Origin of the sequence: Formivibrio citricus (genome assembly GCF_900115065.1) — a bacterium.
Classification (GTDB): domain Bacteria; phylum Pseudomonadota; class Gammaproteobacteria; order Burkholderiales; family Chitinibacteraceae; genus Formivibrio; species Formivibrio citricus.
On sequence record NZ_FOVE01000001.1, the window covers coordinates 213,685 to 231,310 of the forward strand.

Annotated in this window: 16 protein-coding genes; 11 read left to right on the plus strand and 5 right to left on the minus strand. The window is 60.3% G+C overall.

All coding sequences use genetic code 11. The annotated features are described in order from the left end of the window. Positions 1-5 precede the first annotated feature (5 nt). The 5 genes from BMZ36_RS00855 to BMZ36_RS00875 are packed head-to-tail and all read right to left on the minus strand — an operon-like array spanning position 6 to position 5,771. Positions 6-572: a carboxypeptidase-like regulatory domain-containing protein gene (locus BMZ36_RS00855; protein WP_091189769.1), complete on the minus strand. Its 567-nt coding sequence runs from the start codon at positions 570-572 to the stop codon at positions 6-8. 7 nt (positions 573-579) lie between these two features. Next, on the minus strand, positions 580-1,506 hold the full coding sequence (ispH, locus tag BMZ36_RS00860; protein WP_091189772.1) for a 4-hydroxy-3-methylbut-2-enyl diphosphate reductase: 927 nt from the start codon (positions 1,504-1,506) through the stop codon (positions 580-582). Continuing rightward, positions 1,503-1,973: a signal peptidase II gene (gene lspA, locus BMZ36_RS00865; protein ID WP_091189775.1), complete on the minus strand. Its 471-nt coding sequence runs from the start codon at positions 1,971-1,973 to the stop codon at positions 1,503-1,505. The genes ispH and lspA overlap by 4 nt, the downstream gene beginning before the upstream one ends. Beyond that, the gene (ileS, locus tag BMZ36_RS00870; RefSeq protein WP_091189993.1) at positions 1,966-4,827 is read right to left on the minus strand and encodes an isoleucine--tRNA ligase; all 2,862 of its coding nucleotides are present in this window, start codon (positions 4,825-4,827) and stop codon (positions 1,966-1,968) included. The genes lspA and ileS overlap by 8 nt, the downstream gene beginning before the upstream one ends. A 23-nt stretch (positions 4,828-4,850) precedes the next feature. Next, on the minus strand, positions 4,851-5,771 hold the full coding sequence (locus tag BMZ36_RS00875) for a bifunctional riboflavin kinase/FAD synthetase (protein ID WP_091189778.1): 921 nt from the start codon (positions 5,769-5,771) through the stop codon (positions 4,851-4,853). A gap of 120 nt (positions 5,772-5,891) precedes the next feature. On the opposite strand from BMZ36_RS00875, the gene gluQRS reads away from it, so the two are divergent. The 11 genes from gluQRS (at position 5,892) to BMZ36_RS00930 (ending at position 17,604) form a co-directional block, all read left to right on the plus strand. Continuing rightward, a complete protein-coding gene (gene gluQRS, locus BMZ36_RS00880) occupies positions 5,892-6,872 on the plus strand; it encodes a tRNA glutamyl-Q(34) synthetase GluQRS (protein WP_091189781.1) in 981 nt (326 codons plus the stop codon). Positions 6,873-7,010: 138 nt separating this feature from the next. Next, a complete protein-coding gene (locus BMZ36_RS00885; protein ID WP_143085936.1) occupies positions 7,011-9,989 on the plus strand; it encodes a motility hub landmark protein FimV in 2,979 nt (992 codons plus the stop codon). Positions 9,990-9,994: 5 nt separating this feature from the next. Continuing rightward, complete coding sequence (locus tag BMZ36_RS00890; RefSeq protein ID WP_091189787.1) at positions 9,995-10,621, plus strand: CbiQ family ECF transporter T component; 627 nt, start codon at positions 9,995-9,997, stop codon at positions 10,619-10,621. A gap of 5 nt (positions 10,622-10,626) precedes the next feature. After that, positions 10,627-11,412, plus strand: a complete 786-nt coding sequence (gene truA, locus BMZ36_RS00895) for a tRNA pseudouridine(38-40) synthase TruA (protein ID WP_091189790.1) — start codon at positions 10,627-10,629, stop codon at positions 11,410-11,412. Between the two features lie 74 nt (positions 11,413-11,486). Then, positions 11,487-12,110 (plus strand): phosphoribosylanthranilate isomerase, encoded by a 624-nt coding sequence (locus BMZ36_RS00900; protein ID WP_091189793.1) that lies wholly within the window; start codon positions 11,487-11,489, stop codon positions 12,108-12,110. Positions 12,111-12,121: 11 nt separating this feature from the next. Continuing rightward, positions 12,122-13,327, plus strand: a complete 1,206-nt coding sequence (trpB, locus tag BMZ36_RS00905; RefSeq protein ID WP_091189798.1) for a tryptophan synthase subunit beta — start codon at positions 12,122-12,124, stop codon at positions 13,325-13,327. An 18-nt stretch (positions 13,328-13,345) separates the two neighbouring features. After that, on the plus strand, positions 13,346-14,149 hold the full coding sequence (gene trpA / locus BMZ36_RS00910; protein ID WP_091189800.1) for a tryptophan synthase subunit alpha: 804 nt from the start codon (positions 13,346-13,348) through the stop codon (positions 14,147-14,149). A gap of 35 nt (positions 14,150-14,184) precedes the next feature. After that, complete coding sequence (gene accD, locus BMZ36_RS00915; RefSeq protein ID WP_091189802.1) at positions 14,185-15,051, plus strand: acetyl-CoA carboxylase, carboxyltransferase subunit beta; 867 nt, start codon at positions 14,185-14,187, stop codon at positions 15,049-15,051. Then, complete coding sequence (folC, locus tag BMZ36_RS00920; RefSeq protein WP_091189804.1) at positions 15,051-16,331, plus strand: bifunctional tetrahydrofolate synthase/dihydrofolate synthase; 1,281 nt, start codon at positions 15,051-15,053, stop codon at positions 16,329-16,331. The genes accD and folC overlap by 1 nt, the downstream gene beginning before the upstream one ends. A gap of 2 nt (positions 16,332-16,333) precedes the next feature. Then, on the plus strand, positions 16,334-17,116 hold the full coding sequence (locus BMZ36_RS00925) for an SPOR domain-containing protein (RefSeq protein ID WP_177187721.1): 783 nt from the start codon (positions 16,334-16,336) through the stop codon (positions 17,114-17,116). Next, a complete protein-coding gene (locus BMZ36_RS00930; protein ID WP_091189808.1) occupies positions 17,113-17,604 on the plus strand; it encodes a CvpA family protein in 492 nt (163 codons plus the stop codon). Before BMZ36_RS00925 ends, BMZ36_RS00930 begins: the two co-directional genes overlap by 4 nt. Positions 17,605-17,626: the final 22 nt, after the last annotated feature.

The following is a 17,626-nucleotide window of genomic DNA, read 5'->3' on the forward strand; positions in this document are numbered from 1 at the left end:
GGCGCTCAAAGGGAAGGCTGGATGTTCTTTTTCAGCCGCAGGAGTTCTTCTTCGGCGATTTTCCTGACAAAAGGTTCTTTCGACTGCAGCGCCTTGAGAATGACGGGCAAAGCGGGTTTCAGCTTCACGTCGAGCGGTTCCGGCGGGGAAATGTGAACGCTCGTGTCCCGGAACGGCCAGTCGACGGTTTGCTGCGGTAGCGGTGCATTGTTCGGGTCTATGACCAGCACCCGGGTGATGTATCCCGCCGCGCTGATCGAGATGGCGACACGGGTCGAAAACAGGCCGCCGCGTGTCTCAAGTTTTGGCACGTTGAAAGCGCCTTGCTGATCGGTGCGAGCCGATGCCGTGATGGCCCGGTGTCCTGAGCCATCCGGCAGGGGGGTGTCATGGCGGGTCCACTTGATTTTTATGGTTGCGTTGGCAAGCGGAACCCCTGTTTCGGCATCGGCGACTTGGCCGTGGTAAGGCCCCGGAAAAGGCAGCGGGCGGAGCATTGCCATCAGGTCGGCTTGGGCCAGAGACGGAATGGCAAGAATAAACCAGGCCAGAATGGCGGCCGTTTTTGTCATGGGATGCTCAGTTCAGCCCTTTGGGCAGGGTGAAAACCACGTTTTCTTCGATGCCTTCCATGGCGCAGACGTCGCTGACGCCATACTCCCTGATGCGGGCAACGACGCGCTCGACGAGCACTTCGGGTGCCGATGCGCCGGCCGTGATGCCGACCCGCTTTTTGCCGGTAAACCATTCTGGTTTGAGGCCGGTTTCGTTGTCGACCATCCAGGCATCCACCCCAAGGCTTGCGGCGACCTCGCGCAGGCGGTTCGAGTTGGAACTGTTCGGCGATCCGACCACGATCACGACGTCGACTTCACGGGCGAGCTGCTTCACGGCGTCCTGCCGGTTCTGCGTAGCGTAGCAGATGTCGTCCTTTTTCGGGCCGACGATGGCAGGGAAGCGTTTTTTTAGGGCTTCGGTCACGATGCGGGTATCGTCGACCGACAACGTGGTCTGCGTGACCCACGCCAGTTTGTCCGGGTTGACGACAGCCAATTTTTCCACGTCGGCGACGTTTTCCACCAGAAGCATTCCTCCGGGCGCTTGGCCCATGGTGCCTTCGACTTCCGGGTGGCCCTTGTGGCCGATCATCACGATTTCATAACCCTGGTCGCGCAGGCGCATGACTTCCATGTGCACCTTGGTGACGAGCGGGCAGGTAGCGTCGAACACGGTCAGGCCGCGTGCTTCGGCTTCCTGGCGCACGGCCTGCGAAACGCCGTGGGCCGAGAAAATGACCGTGGCGCCCGCAGGAATGTCGTCGAGCTCCTCGACAAAGATCGCGCCTTTGGCCTTGAGCGTTTCGATCACGTACTTGTTGTGCACGACTTCGTGGCGCACGTAGATCGGCGCCCCGAATTTCTCCAGCGCCTTTTCGACGATGGCGATGGCACGGTCCACGCCGGCACAGAAGCCGCGTGGCGTGGCGAGCAGGATTTTGCGTGTCATGCCGGTTCCTTCTTGCGCTCAAAAAAGCCGTCGAACAGCATCAGGCCGACGCCGATGCAGATGGCCGAATCGGCGATGTTGAACGCCGGGTAATACCAGCTCTGGTAGTGGATCTGGATGAAATCGACCACATGGCCGTAGAGAATGCGGTCGATCACGTTGCCGATGGCTCCGCCCAGAATGAGCGAGAGCTGCAGGCAGAAACGCGACTCGGCCAAGTGTTTTTTCAGCATGTAGACGATGCCGGCTGAGACGCCCAGTGCTAGCGCGGTAAAGAAATGGCGCTGCCAGCCGCCGGCATCGGCTAGAAAGGAAAATGCCGCGCCGGGGTTGTAGGCCAGTGTCAGGTTGAAGAAGCCGGGAATCACGGCCAACCGTTCGCCATAGGCCAGGCTGGCGAGGATTGCCTGCTTGCTGGCCTGATCCAGAACGATCACGACCAGCGCCAGCGCCAGCCACTTACGCATGGGCGCGTACCTCGCCGTTGCCGGTTACGTTTTCCACGCAGCGTCCGCACAGCGCCGGATGTTCGGCATGGCTGCCCACGTCGTCGCGGTAGTGCCAGCAGCGGTCGCACTTCTGCGCCGCGGAAGGTGAAACGCCGATGGCGAGTTCGTTGCCTACGGTCACGCTGACCTTCGAGGTGATCATCACGAACTTGAGATCGTCGCCGACCATGGCAAGTTCCGCTGCCACTTCGGCCGGTGCCGTGATGGCGACTTCGGCCTGCAGGCTGGAGCCAAGCTTGCTATCGGCGCGCTGCACTTCGATTTCCTTCTGCACGACGGCGCGCACTTCGCGGATCGCGGCAAACGACTTGGCGAGCGCTTCGGCATCGGCGATGGCGGGAACAGCATGCCAGCGGCCAAGGAAGACGTTCTCCGTGTTGCCGAGTACTTCGGAGGCTTCATGCGCGGTGAACGACAGGATCGGAGCCAGGAGGCGTACCAATGTCTGCGTGATGTGCCAGAGCGCGGTCTGTGCCGAGCGACGGGCGGCGGAATCGGCTTGGGTCGTGTACAGGCGATCCTTGATGATGTCGAGGTAGAACGCGCCGAGTTCGTCCGCGCAGAAGGCGTGGATTTCCTGCACAGCGCTGTGGAACTCGTACTTGTCGTAGAGCGCGGTGACGTTTTGCTGGAAGGTTGCCAGTTGCGCCAGGGCGTAGCGGTCGAGTGTCAGCAGGTTTTCGACCGGCAAGGCGTTCTTGCCGGCATCGAAGTCCGACAGGTTGGCGAGCAGGAAGCGCAAGGTGTTGCGGATGCGGCGGTAGGCATCGGTGGTGCGCTTCAGGATTTCCTTGGAGATGCACAACTCGCCCGAGTAATCGGTCGAGGCCGTCCACAGGCGCAGCATGTCCGCGCCCATTTCGCCGATGACTTCCTGCGGAACGATCACGTTGCCCTTGGACTTGGACATCTTGTGGCCGTTGCCATCGACGACGAAGCCATGGGTCAGCAACTGGTCGTAGGGTGCGCGGCCCTGCGTGGCGCAACCGGTCAGAAGCGAGGACTGGAACCAGCCGCGGTGCTGGTCGGAGCCCTCAAGATACAGGTCGGCCGGCCACTTCAGGCCGCGCGCCTTGACCACTGCAAAGTGTGTCGAGCCGGAATCGAACCAGACGTCGAGCGTATCTTTCAGCTTTTCATAGTGTTCGGCTTCGGCGCCCAGGAGTTCGGCGGCGTCGAGCTTGAACCAGGCTTCGATGCCTTCCTTCTCGATGCGTTGCGCGACCTGTTCGAACAGCTTGAGCGAATCGGGATGCGGCTCGCCGCTGATCTTGTGGACGAACAGGCACATCGGCACGCCCCAATTGCGCTGGCGCGATACGCACCAGTCCGGACGATTGCCGATCATGGCCTCCAGGCGCGCGCGGCCCCAAGCCGGGAAGAACTGCGTATCCTCGACCGCCTTGTTGGCCTGCTCGCGCAGGGTCTTGCCGGAGTGGTTCTGGTGATCCATGCCGACGAACCACTGGCTGGTGGCGCGGAAGATGATCGGGGTCTTGTGGCGCCAGCAGTGCGGGTAGCTGTGCAGCAGTTTTTCATTGGCGAGCAGCGCGCCGTTGGCTTCGAGCGTTTCCAGAACCAGCGGGTTGGCTTCCCAGACGCTCTTGCCGGCGAACAGCTCGACATTGGGCAGGAAACGGCCGTCGTTGCCGACCGGGTTGTCGGTGGGCAGGTGGTAGCGCATGCCAACGTGGTAGTCGTCCAGACCGTGTGCCGGTGCGGTGTGAACCATGCCGGTACCAGCGTCGGTGGTGACGTGCTCGCCGAGGATCACCGGCACTTGGCGGTTGTAGAACGGGTGCTGCAGCTTGAGGTGTTCGAGATGCGCACCCTTGGTCTGGGCGATGACTTCGTTGGCGTCGATGCCGTAGCGCTTGAGCGCGGCTTCGGCCAAGTCGCGTGCCAGAACCAGCAATCCCTTCTCGGTCGCGATCAGGTCGTAAGTCAGGTCCGGATGGATACACACGGCCTGGTTGGCCGGAAGCGTCCACGGCGTGGTGGTCCAGATGACGGCGTAGGCTGCCTGGTCGCCCAGTGCGACACCGCCAAAAGCCTTGGCAAGTACGTCCATGTCGACCACACGGAAGCCGACGTCGATCGCGGGTGAAGTCTTGTCTTCATACTCGACTTCAGCCTCGGCCAGGGCAGAGCCGCAATCGACGCACCAGTGCACCGGTTTCTGGCCGCGTACCAGATAGCCGTTGGCGTGGATCTGGCCCAGCGTGCGCACGATATCCGCTTCGGTCTTGAAATCCATGGTGAGGTACGGGTTGTCCCAGTCGCCGAGTACACCCAAACGGATGAAGTCTTCCTTCTGGCGCGCGATCTGGATCGCGGCGTAATCGCGGCACAGCTCGCGGATGAACGAAGCCGGCAGGTGCGTGGCCTTGGGGTCAAGGCCATTGGCCTTGCGGTATTCGACGATACGCGCATGGATGGTCGGGCTGTCGGCAACGGCCTGTTTGTCGCCCTTTACGAGTTTTTCGATCTGGTGCTCGATCGGCAGGCCGTGGCAGTCCCAGCCGGGAATGTAGGGGGCATCGAAACCGGACAGCGATTTCGACTTGATGATGATGTCTTTCAGGATCTTGTTGACCGCGTGACCGATGTGGATCTTGCCGTTGGCGTAGGGCGGGCCGTCATGCAGCAGGAAGGCCGGGCGACCTTCTGCCTTGGCCTTGGCGCGCAATTGTCCGTAAATATCCTCGTCCTGCCATTTTTTCAGGAAACCCGGCTCGCGCTTGGCGAGATCGCCGCGCATGGGGAAGGGGGTGTCGAGCAGGTTGACAGGGTATTTGCTGGCTTCGGACATGGTCTTCTCTCGTTTCTGGTGTTTCAGGCGCGTGCGGCATGCCACGCGCGGGCGTTGTTGCAATCAAGGGCGATCTGGGCTTTCAGACTGTCCAGATCAGGGAATTTGGCTTCGTCGCGCAGCTTGTGCAGGAAATCGACCCGCAGGTGCCGACGATAGATATTCTGGTCGAAATCGAAAATATGCACTTCCAGCACGGGAAGTGCATCCGGGTTCTCCAGCGTGGGGCGCCGGCCCAGATTGGCCACGGCCGGCAGAGGCTGGCCCAGACCATGCACCTCGGCGACGAAAATGCCGCTCAGGGGCGGGCGGTTGTGTTTCAACTGGATGTTGGCGGTAGGAAAACCGAGCCGGTGGCCGATCTGTTGGCCCTGCACCACGCGCCCCGAGATCGAATAGGGGCGTCCCAAAAGTTGCGTGGCAAGCTTGAGCTTGCCTTCGGCCAGCGCTGCACGTACTGCCGTCGACGAAACGCGCAACCCTTCGTGGGCAATCGTGGGTAGATGCTGCGTCTCGAAAACCGGGCTTTGCGCCAGTAGCGAGAAATCGCCGCTGCGCCCCGCGCCGAAACGGAAGTCGTCGCCGACCAGCACGTAGCGGGCAGCCAGTCGCTGTCCCAAAATCTCGTCGCGGAAGGTGTGGGCATTCAGTCCGGCAAAGCGAGTATTGAAAGGCTGCACGATGACGTAATCGATGCCGGCTGCCTGCAGGTATTCAAGTTTTTCGCGCAGGCTGCTCAGCCGGGTGGGGGCATTTTCTTTGGCGAAGAATTCGCGCGGGTGGGGCTCGAAAGTCAGCACCGCAGTGCAAAGCGAACGGGTGGCGGCAACGGACTTCAGTTCGGCCAGAATAGCGGCGTGCCCGCAGTGCAGACCATCGAAATTGCCGATCGTCAGGGCACAGGGGGGCAAGGAGGCGGCAAAAAGGCCGCGGATAACGCGCATCGGGTCGCTGTTTCCGAAGTGGAAAAACGTCAAATTGTAGCGGCAAGGCGCTGATTTGTCAGGCGCAGGGAGCGATGGTTCAATAGAATGACGAGCGAAAGAAAGTATGGGACGGTATTTATGGGCAGCGTAGTCACCGGGCAAAAAGACGGAGTGGAGGCAGATGATGCCGGCCTGACCGGACGTTTTGCGCCCAGCCCGACCGGCGATCTGCACATGGGCTCGTTGATGGCGGCAGCCGCCAGCTACCTGATGGCCAGGACGCAAGGCGGAAAGTGGCTGGTACGGATTGAGGACCTTGACCCGCCTCGTGAGATGCCGGGAGCTGCGGATCGCATCCTGTTCGATCTGGATCGCTTTGGTTTTGAATGGGATGGCCCGGTCGAGTATCAAAGCCGGCGCCATGATCGTTACCGGGCTGCCCTGGACCGTTTGGTTGCGATGGGGGAAGCCTATCCCTGCACCTGTACGCGCAAAGAAATTCAGTCGGCGGGTTTGCATGGCGTGGACGGCTTCAGGTACAGCGGCTTGTGCAGGGATGGTGTTCACCCCGACCGCCTCGCACATGCCTGGCGTTTGAAGGTGCACGATCAAGTCGTTGCCTACCGGGATGGAATCCAGGGGGAGTCGCGGCAGAATCTCTCGAAAGAAGTCGGTGATTTTGTCCTTCGGCGTGCGGACGGCTTGTGGGCTTACCAGTTGGCGGTTGTCGTCGACGATGTCGAACAAGGCGTGACGCAGGTGGTGCGAGGCGCCGATCTGCTGGATTCCACTCCCCGGCAGATGTGGTTGCAGCATTTGCTGCGGTATCCGCAACCGGATTATTTTCATATCCCTGTCATCGTCAATCCGGCAGGCGAAAAATTGAGCAAGCAAACGTTGGCGCCGGCGCTTTTGCCGGGGAGAGAGGGGTGGCAGCTCTGGCAAGCCTTGCATTTGCTGTGGCAACAGCCGCCAGAAGCGCTCAGGTATGCGGATGCGGATACGCTGTGGACTTGGGCCTTGCAGCACTGGAGCGTGAAAAAAATGCCACAAAAGCGTGCAGTTTCCGTGTCGATTGATAAAAATGGTGATTTCGAGTTTTCTGCTTGCAAAAAATAGTCTTATTATTCGGATAATTGCGATAAATTCTGCATGGCAAGTTGCAACTTGCGTAAGGGCTGCCTTGCACCTTGTGTCGGGATCGGCTACTTTTTATAACGATTAATTAAATTCGAGCGCTATTGCCGAGGGGGAATCGTGCCAACTAAGCCGCGTTTCAAAGCCTGTGTTCTGGCTGTCGCGTTGACCATGCTGCCTTGGTGCGCCGAGGCAGCAGGGTTAGGGCGTCTCAATGTGCTTTCCGGCCTGGGACAGCCATTCAAGGGGGAAATCGAACTGGTTGCCGTGCAGCCCCAAGAGGCGGAAACGCTGAAGGTTGCGCTTGCTTCGGCCGAAGCTTATGCCTCCGTACAAATGGCTTATCCTGCGCCATCGCTGGGACTCCGATTCGCCCTGAACAAGCGCGAAAGCGGTCAGTATGTGGTTAGCGTATCTTCCTCCCAGGCTATCGACGAACCGGTATTCAATCTATTGGTAGAGCTTTCTTGGGCTGGCGGGCTGGTCAAACGTGAGTACACCGCGCTGATTGATCCGGTTGGTTACAGCGGTGTTCCGGGTGGCGCAACGATCTCGCCGGTGGCTGCCCCCAATGCTGCGCGCATGGATCCGGTTTCAACTCCCTCCGCGCAGATTTCTGGTGCCATTCGGCCACCCAAGGCAGTACGTACCGTCCGTAAAGGCAAGCATGCCGCTGTGGCTGCTTCTGGCGTGGCTTCCAAACCGGCTGCGCAGCCTGTGGAAGCCGGCGAGAGCCAAGTGGTGAAATCGGGTGATACGCTTTCCAAAATCGCCAATCAGGTAAAGCCGGAAGGCGTCAGTCTTGAACAGGTTCTGGTCGGCCTTTATCAGGCCAATCCTGATGCGTTCAATGGCAACATGAACCGTCTCAAGCGCGGGAAGATCCTCCGAATCCCTTCTTCCGAGGAGTTTGGCAAGCAGGATCAGGCCCAGGCGGTCAAGGAGATCAAAGTCCATTCGGCCAACTGGCAGAACTACCGGCGCCAACTTGCGGAGTCCGCTGCGAAGGGGGCCGCAGCCGAAACGGAAGCGCCGCAAGGCGGCGGCCGGATTACGGCAAAGGTCGAGGACAAGGGCGCCCAGCAAACAGACAAGTCCAAGGATGTACTGAAGCTTTCGCGTGGCGCGAGCAAGACCGACGGCCAGCAGGCCAAGATTCGTGCGCTGGAAGAAGAGGCGTCGGCTCGCAAGAAGGCGCTGGATGAAGCCAATCAGCGTGTTGCCGAGTTGCAGAAAAATATCCAGGAGATGGAAAAATCCGTCGCCTTGAAGAGCCAGCAGGGTGCCGAGTTGCAGAAGAAAGCCGAACAGGCAAAGGCATCCATGCCAGCTTCTGCGCCAGCCGTTGTCACGCCGATTGCTTCGGCGCCGGCCGCCGCTTCTGCTGTCGCCAGCAAGCCGGTTGCCGCTTCCGTTGTTGCCAGCGCGGTTCAACCCCAGCCGGCTCCAAAGCCCAAGCGCGTGGCACCCCCTCCTCCGCCAGAACCCACCTTCATGGACATGCTGGCCGATAATGCCTTGATGATCGGCGGTGGTTTGCTAGCTGTCGTGCTGGGGATTGGTGGATTGATTTGGGCGCGCAACCGGCGCCGCCCCAGTGTGTTCGAAAACAGCCTCATTACCAGTGGCGACCTCAAGCCGAATACGGTGCTGGGGCGTACCGGCGGCGGCGTGATCAGCACCCAGGCAGAAAATTCCTTCCTGACCGATTTCAGCCGCCAAGGTTTGGGGTCAATCGATACGGATGAAGTCGATCCAATTGCAGAAGCCGATGTCTACATGGCATATGGCCGCGACGCCCAAGCCGAGGAAATTCTCAAAGATGCATTGATCAAGGATCCGCAACGGCAGGAAGTCCGCATGAAGCTGCTGGATATCTATGCTGCCCGCAAGGACAAGGTTTCCTTCCAGGAGGTGGCCGCCGAGGTGTTTGCGGCAACGGGCGGTCAGGGGCAGTACTGGGAGCAGGCCAGCTACCTGGGCCGCAGTCTTGATCCGGAAAATCCGCTGTATACCGGCAAGAATGGCGGAACTGGCGCGGGTCTGGCCGTAGGTGCTGCCGTCGGTGTGGCTGCCGCGGCGACCGTTGCTGCAGTAGCATTGTCGTCCTCGGAGGGAGTACAAGCTGCACCGGCAGGAGAGCCCGAAATGGAGCCGCTCGAATCCATCGGGGAAATGCAGTCGCTTGAGCCGGAAGAAGCGCCTGTCGGCCTTGATTTCGAATTTGAACTGCCCGAACCGGAACAGTCTTTGGAACCTGAAGCGTCAGCTGCAGCAGTGCTGGATCTTTCCGATAGTGCTGTCGATGAGCTGGGAAGCATGGATTTTGCGGTAGAAAGTGAGCAGACCGCCGAGTTGTCTGAGCTGGAAAGCACGGAAGAAGCCTTCGGTCTGGAACTCGACTTGGGTGAAGGACTGGAGTTGCCAGTTGCGCCTGAAGAAACGCTGCAAGCAACTGCCGAGGGAAAAGGCAGCGATCTGATGGAACTGGACCTGCCGATTGATCTTGGTGCTCCGGAGATGCCTGAATTTGCTTCGGCCTTCACTGAGCCAGCGACTGAAACTGCTCCGGAACAGACCTTGCCTGAAGAGAAGATTCCTTCTGCAGAGCCGGAATTGACGATGCCCGAATTTGAGATGCCTGACCTCGACCTGAGCCTTGATCTTGGTGACGAGCGGCCTGTCGAGGAAGGCGGCGCGATGGAAGCTGCGGCGATAGCCAGCTTTAGCGAAGAACTCTCCATGGAGGAGCCTCTGGTTGCCGAAACGCATATTCCAGGCGGAGAGGCTGTAGAGGCGTCATTGCCGCAGGAGGAGTCCATCGATCTCGATTTCGGCTTCACTGCGCCGGAAGCGGTTGCGGCCCCGGCCCCCGTCGTCGAAGAGCCTATCGATATTTCCCTGGAAATTGGCGAAGGCAGCGGAACGGACAAGCTGGATTTTGTGGCTGACGATCCGGTCCAGACCAAGATCGAGCTTGCCCGTGCCTATATCGATATGGGTGATGTGGAAGGCGCCCGCGAGATTCTGCAAGAAGCCGAGCAGGAAGGTAATCCAACGCAGCAGGAACTGGCGCGGAACCTGCTGGCAGCACTGTAACCGTTTTGCATCCCGCCAATCGTCTGGCGCTCTGGCTGTGGCTGGCATCTTTGCTGCCTTGGCTGGAGCGCCCGTTTCTTTATGCGCTTGCCGTGTTGATCGTGGCAGGCGCGCTCTTGTTTTGTCGCCCCCGCTTCTTGCGTGCGTTGCCACGGATTCGCTGGCTGTTGCTGGCTGTCGGTGTCATCTATGGCTGGACCACTCCCGGCGAATACCTGTGGTCCGGCTGGCTTGCGCCAACAAGGGAAGGAATCCGGCTGGGAATTGCACAGATGACGAGACTGCTGGCAATAGCTGCAAGCCTGCAGATTTTGTTGACGGGAATGCCTCGCGCCGCTATTTTCTCCGGCCTTTACATACTTTCGGCTCCGCTGGAGTGGTTGGGTATTTCTCGCCGCCATGCCGCCATGCGCCTGTCCCTGACGCTTGAAATGGTCGAAAACATCCTTGAAATGCAACAGCCTTTCCAGCAGCTTCTGCGCGAACTCAACAAGCCAGATCAAGACCATGGCGAGCGCACCGTGCACATGATGATTCAGCCGTTGGGTTGGGGGCAGGGCTTGTTGTTGGGGCTGTTGTCATGCCTGTCAGTGCTGACTGTCTGGCTGGGAGGTTTCGGGGGGTGGTCGTGACGGAAATGAAACGGATTGCGCTCGGGGTGGAGTATGACGGTCGGGCGTTTTGCGGCTGGCAGGTGCAGCCGGATGTGGCAACCGTACAGTCCGCGCTGGAGGCGGCGCTGTCGCGCATGGCGGGGCACCCGGTCCGTGCGCATGCGGCTGGGCGGACCGACACCGGCGTGCATGGCGCGACGCAGGTAGTGCATTTCGATACCGATGCCAACCGGCCTCTGACGGCTTGGGTGCGGGGCGTGAACAGCTTTCTGTCGACCGGCGTGGCCGTGCTCTGGGCGCGAGAAGTACCCGATTCCTTCCATGCGCGTTTTTCCGCGACCGCGCGCCATTATCGCTATCTGCTGATCAACCATCCGGTGCGCCCGGCTCTCTGGGCAGGGCGCGTGGGCTGGATTCACCAGCAGTTGGATATTGCTGCCATGCGCGAGGCAGCGGGTCTTTTGCTGGGTGAGCACGATTTTTCCAGTTTTCGTGCCGCAGAGTGCCAAGCCAAGACTCCGGTCAAGACGCTTCGGCGTCTGGACATCGCCCAGGAAGGCAATCTGCTGATCTGCGATTTTTCGGCGGATGCCTTTTTGCATCACATGGTGCGCAATCTCATGGGTGCGTTGCTGCATATTGCCAAAGGCAACGAGCCGCCAGCCTGGATCACCGAATTGCTCGCCAGATGCGACCGATCCGTCGCCCCCCCCACATTCATGCCAGACGGATTGTACCTGGCTGGTGTAAGCTATCCCCCCGAATATGCTCTTCCTTCCGAGCCTTTGCCCAGACATGGTTTGATTTGATGCGGAATTGCCGATGTGTCGTTTTACGAGTTTGGGTTTTCTCCCGACCTCTGTGACTCTGTGGTGAAATTAAAATGAACCCAAGAATCAAGATTTGCGGATTGCGCGATCCGGAAATGGCCTGTTTTGCTGCCCGCCAAGGTGCAGATGCTATCGGGCTGGTCTTTCATGCGCCGAGCCCGCGCGCAGTAGATATCGAAACGGCAAGCCGGATCGTGGCGGCATTGCCGCCGTTTGTCAGTACCGTCGGGCTGTTTGTCGATGCCGATCCGGCGTTCGTCGAGCAAGTATTGGCGCGGGTTGCGCTGGATATTTTGCAGTTTCATGGGGATGAGTCCCCGGGGCAATGCCGCCGGTTTGGCAAACCCTATCTGAAAGCAGTTCGGGTAAAACCCGGTCTGGATTTGCTAGAATATGCCTCCCGCTATGCCGATGCACGGGGAATCCTGGTCGATGCCTGGGTGCCGGGTGTGCCTGGCGGAACCGGAGAGACCTTCGATTGGGCGTTGTTGCCGCAGGATTTGCCGTTGCCGCTGGTGTTATCCGGCGGCTTGCACGCGGGTAACGTAGCCGAAGCGATACGCCAGATCAAACCCTGGGCGGTAGATGTTTCCAGTGGAGTGGAAAGCGGCAAAGGAATCAAGGACGCAGACAAGATTGCTGCGTTCATCAAAGCTGCAAGAGTGGCAGCAGACTGAGCGAGAGACGAATGAGCGATTGCTATAACCAGCCCGACCTGCAGGGCCATTTTGGGCAGTTCGGCGGTATCTATGTGGCCGAGACGTTGATGGCCGCGCTGGAAGAATTGCGTATCGAGTACGACAAGGCCAAGCACGATCCGGCCTTCATCGCAGAATTTCATCACGAATTGAAGCATTACGTCGGGCGCCCGAGCCCGCTTTACCATGCCCAGCGCTGGTCGGAAATCCTCGGTGGGGCGCAGATCTACCTCAAACGCGAGGATCTCAACCACACCGGTGCGCACAAGGTCAACAACACCATCGGCCAAGCACTGCTGGCCCGCCGTATGGGCAAAAAGCGCGTTATTGCCGAAACCGGTGCCGGCCAGCATGGTGTGGCATCGGCAACCGTGGCGGCGCGCTACGGACTGGAGTGTGTGGTCTATATGGGCGCGGAGGACGTGAAGCGCCAGGCGCCCAACGTATTCCGCATGAAGCTGCTCGGCGCGAAAGTGGTGCCGGTGGAGTCCGGCTCCAAGACACTCAAGGACGCCATGAACGAAGCCATGCGCGACTGGGTGACCAACGTCGATTCTACCTATTACATCATCGGCACCTGTGCCGGCCCGCATCCGTACCCGATGCTGGTGCGCGATTTCCAGTCGGTGATCGGCGAAGAATGCAAGCGCCAGTCCGCAGAGCAGATCGGTCGCCAGCCCGATGCGATCGTTGCCTGTGTCGGCGGCGGTTCCAATGCGATCGGCATTTTCCATCCGTACATCAATGTTCCCGGCGTGCGCCTGATCGGCGTCGAAGCGGGCGGACATGGCGTGGAAACCGGCATGCATGCCGCTCCGCTGACCGCCAATGCCAAACCCGGCGTGTTGCACGGCAACCGTACCTACCTGATGCAGGATGAAAACGGCCAGATCGTCGAGACCCACTCAATTTCTGCCGGGCTCGATTATCCGGGTGTCGGCCCGGAGCACAGCTACCTCAAGGATATCCAGCGCGCCGAGTACGTCGCTGCGACCGATGACGAGGCACTGGCTGCCTTCCATGACCTGTGCCGCTTCGAAGGCATCATCCCGGCGCTGGAATCGAGCCATGCGCTGGCACATGCCAAGAAACTGGCGCCGACCATGAGCCGCGACCAAGTGATCGTGGTCAACCTTTCGGGGCGTGGCGACAAGGATATTCCGACGATTGCCCGGCTTGCCGGAATCGAACTCTAAAACGGGCTTCAACAACGTATGTCCAGAATCCAGAAAACTTTCGAACGTCTGCAGGCTGCCGGCCGGCAGGCGCTGATTCCTTTCATCACGGCGGGCGATCCGCATCCCGGCATTACGGTCGAACTCATGCATGCCCTGGTAAAGGGCGGTGCGGATGTCATCGAGCTCGGGGTGCCGTTTTCCGATCCGGCTGCCGATGGCCCGGTGATCCAGCGTGCTGCCGAGCGTGCGCTGGCGCACAAGGTCAGCCTGCGCCAGGTGATCGGCATGGTGGCCGAGTTCCGCAAGACCAATGCCGATACGCCGGTCGTGTTGATGGGCTATGCCAACCCGGTCGAGGCGATGGGCTATCCCGAATTTTCCGCAGTAGCGGCACAAGCTGGCGTGGACGGCGTGCTAACCGTGGATCTGCCGCCCGAGGAAGCCGAAGAGCGCGTGGCGATCCTGAAACAGCACGGCATCGATCCGATTTTCCTGCTTGCCCCGACCACGCCGCCAAGCCGCCTGGCAGCCGTGGAGCGTCTGGCCGGCGGGTATGTGTATTACGTTTCGCTCAAGGGCGTGACCGGTGCGGCGACGCTGGATGTCGGCAGCGTGGCCTCACGCTTGGCTGAATTGAGGCAGCATGTTTCGCTGCCCATCGGCGTAGGGTTCGGCATTCGCGATGCCGAGTCGGCGCGGGCTATTGCGGCAGTCGCCGATGCGATCATCATCGGCTCCCGCCTGGTGCAGGAAGTCGAGCAGGGCGAGGCCGGCCTGGCCAATCGCCTGACGGATTTTCTTTCCGGCGTGCGCGCCGCCATGGATACGGCGCGGGCTTGAGCCGCGACCAGAGAACATACAGTAGAGGTCAATAAATGAGCTGGTTGCAAAAACTGCTTCCCCCCAAGATCAAAAGCCGCACCCCGGGTGCCAAGTCGGCCGTCCCGGAAGGCTTGTGGAGCAAGTGTTCCGCATGCGGCGCCACGCTCTACCGCACGGATCTGGAAAACAATCTGGACGTTTGCCCGAAATGCGGGTTCCATAGCCCGGTTCATGCGCGTCGCCGGCTCGACATCCTGCTAGACCAGGAAGGCCGCTTTGAAATCGGCGCCGAGGTGAAGCCGTTCGACATCCTCAAATTCAAGGACAGCCGCAAATATCCGGATCGCTTGGTCGCCGCGCAGGAAGACACCGGCGAGGATGATGCGTTGGTGGTAATGCAGGGCGCCATCCATAACGTACCGTGCGTCGTGGCCGTGTTCGAATTCAAGTTTATCGGCGGTTCGATGGGCTCGGTTGTGGGTGAGCGCTTCGTTCGTGGCGTCAAGGCCGCTATCGAGCATGACGTACCCTTCGTTTGCGTGGCGGCCTCGGGTGGTGCGCGGATGCAGGAAGGTCTCAATTCCCTGATGCAGATGGCCAAGACCTCGGCGATCCTGACGCGCCTTTCTGACAAGAAACTCCCGTTCATTTCCGTGCTGACCGATCCGACCATGGGGGGCGTTTCGGCCTCGTTTGCCTTCCTCGGCGACGTGGTGGTGGCTGAGCCGGGGGCGTTGATCGGCTTTGCCGGCCCGCGCGTGATCGAGCAGACCGTGCGTGAAACGCTGCCGGAAGGCTTCCAGCGCGCCGAATTTCTGCTGGAAAAGGGCGCAATCGACATGATCGTCGACCGTCGCGAAATGCGCCGCAAGCTGGCGCAACTGATGACCCTTCTGACTCGCCAGCCGGCCTTGAACTGATGCCCTTGTTCGATGCAGCCACCCTCGACGGGTGGCTTGCCCATCTGGAGTCCCTGCATCCCAACACCATCGACATGGGCCTTGCTCGTGTCGGCAAGGTGCGGGATGCGATGGGGCTTTTCCCCGTTTCCCCTGTCATCACCGTCGGCGGTACCAACGGCAAGGGCTCGGTCTGCGCCATGCTGTCTGCGATTTTCAAGGCGGCCGGCTATCGCGTCGGAACCTATACCTCACCGCATTTGCTGCATTACAACGAACGGGTAATGATCGACCTGCAGCCTGCGAGCGACGAAGCACTTCTCGCTGGGTTTCGCGCCGTGGAAGCAGCTCGTGGCGATACAGCGCTGACCTATTTCGAATTCGGGACGCTCGCGGCGATGCGGCAGTTCGTCGATGCCGGCGTGGATGTCGCCGTGCTGGAGATCGGCTTGGGCGGGCGGCTGGATGCCGTCAATGTTTTCGAACCCGATGCGGCAGCGGTCGTGAGCGTAGCGCTCGATCATGAAGCCTGGCTGGGCAATACGCGCGAAGCGGTCGGCTTCGAGAAGGCCGGCATCTATCGCGCCGGAAAAGTCGCGGTCTGCGCCGATCCGGAGCCGCCGCACAGCCTGTTGGATCATGCGAAGACGATCGGGGCCGATCTGCGTCTGATCGGGTGCGATTTCGGTTTTTCCCGGCAGGCTGAAGAACCCGTCTGGTCCTGGTGGGGGCGGGGTGGTGTTGAGTTCGGCGGTTTGCCCATGCCCGCGCTGCAAGGCAGCTACCAGTTGGGCAATGCCGCAACAGCGCTGGCTTTGCTCGATGCGGTGAAGGACAGCCTGCCGGTGAATGCCGAAGCCGTGCGGCAAGGTTTGCAGAATGTGAGATGGCCGGCGCGCTTTCAGGTCTTGCCGGGCCATCCGGCCGTGATCCTGGATGTGGGGCATAACCCCCATGCTGCGCGCGTGCTGCGCGCCAACCTTGAGGCGATGAAGGGGCATGCCAGAACGCTGGCGGTGTTCGGCATGATGCAGGACAAGGATATTGCCGGTGTGATCGGGTTGCTGGCTGACTGTGTCGACTCTTGGTACGTTGCTGCGCCCGCATTGCCGCGTGCGGCGTCGGCAGCGGTTTTGACCGAAACGATTGGTTCGCTGGCGCCGCACGCTGCGGTTGAATGCCATGAATCGATTGCGCAGGCATGGTATGCCGCCTGCAAGGAAGCCGGGGAAGATGATAGAATCCTCGCCTTTGGTTCCTTCTATACCGTTGCCGAAGTCATGGCCGCATCGGAATGCTGAACATGTCCCATTCCAACGTCAGTGAAGAATTGCTGCATCTGCGCAAACGCGCCCGCCGTCGCTTGGTGGGGGCTGTGGCGTTGGTCATCTTTGCCCTGATTGTCTTGTGGACGGCGCTGGACAATGCGCCGCCTCCGCGTTTTTCCACGGGAAATCCCGTTGAAATCGTTTCCAGCGCGCCGGCACTGACAGCGCAACGCGCGTCCTTGGTGGCTGTCGTTGAACCTGCCAATACACCACCTTTGTTGAATCCTCCGCCCGATGCAGCTGCAGTGACGCCTGTCACGGCTCCCGCTGTGGCTGCCGAGCCCGCGCCGGCTAGTGCTCCTGTCGTAGCCAAGGCAGTGCAACCTCCTCGGGTGGTCAATGGTGCAGAAGTGTTGCCGGGCAAACTCGTCAATCGACAGTCGCCACCCGTGCAGGCCAAAGCCGTGCCCGCTCCGACACCGGCAGCCAAACCCAAGCCCGCGGAGAACGCGCCGGCGACATTCGATCCCAAGAAGATTCTGGAAGGGAAGGTCGATCCGACCGAGCCGACAGCCAAGCCCGCACAACTTCCAGGCAAGTACTACGTGCAGATCGGTGCGTTTGCCGATGCAGCGAAGATCAAGCAGTTGACGACGAAGCTCAAGGGCGCAGGTTTGCCGGTGCAGGCCGAGAAAGTGAAAACCTCCAAGGGCGAGCTGACGCGCATCCGCGTGGGGCCGGCAGCCGATGCGGCGAAGGCCGAGGCGTACCGGAAGAAGGCTGAATCCGTCGGTGTAAACGGTAAAGTGGTCAAGTGACGTACTTCGACTATACCGTGCTGGCCATCATCGGCCTTTCGATCCTGCTTTCAGTGATGCGGGGGCTGGTTCAGGAGGTGCTGGCGCTGGGGGCATGGGTGTTGTCTTTCTGGTTGGCAAGCAATTATGCCGGCCAGGGCATGGTCTGGATGCCGGCCGGTTTGCCGAATGATGGAATCCGGTACTTGGCGGCGTTTCTGGCTATATTTTGCGCAGTGTGGCTGGCGACGGCGATTGTGCGGATCACGCTGAACCAATTCCTGCAAGCGACAGGGCTCAAGCCTCTGGATCGTTTGCTGGGGGCCGGCTTTGGCCTGGCGCGCGGAGTTTTGCTGGTTTTGACTTTGGTGCTGGTGGCTGGCATGACCAGCTTGCCGCAGGGGGCTGACTGGCGTAATGCCATGTTCAGCCCGATGTTTGTTGAGGCGGCTTTGTTTGCTAAGCCGTGGCTTCCGGTTGCGTTGGCTGAACGCATCCATTTTGATTGACTCTTTGCAACAAAGGTACTGA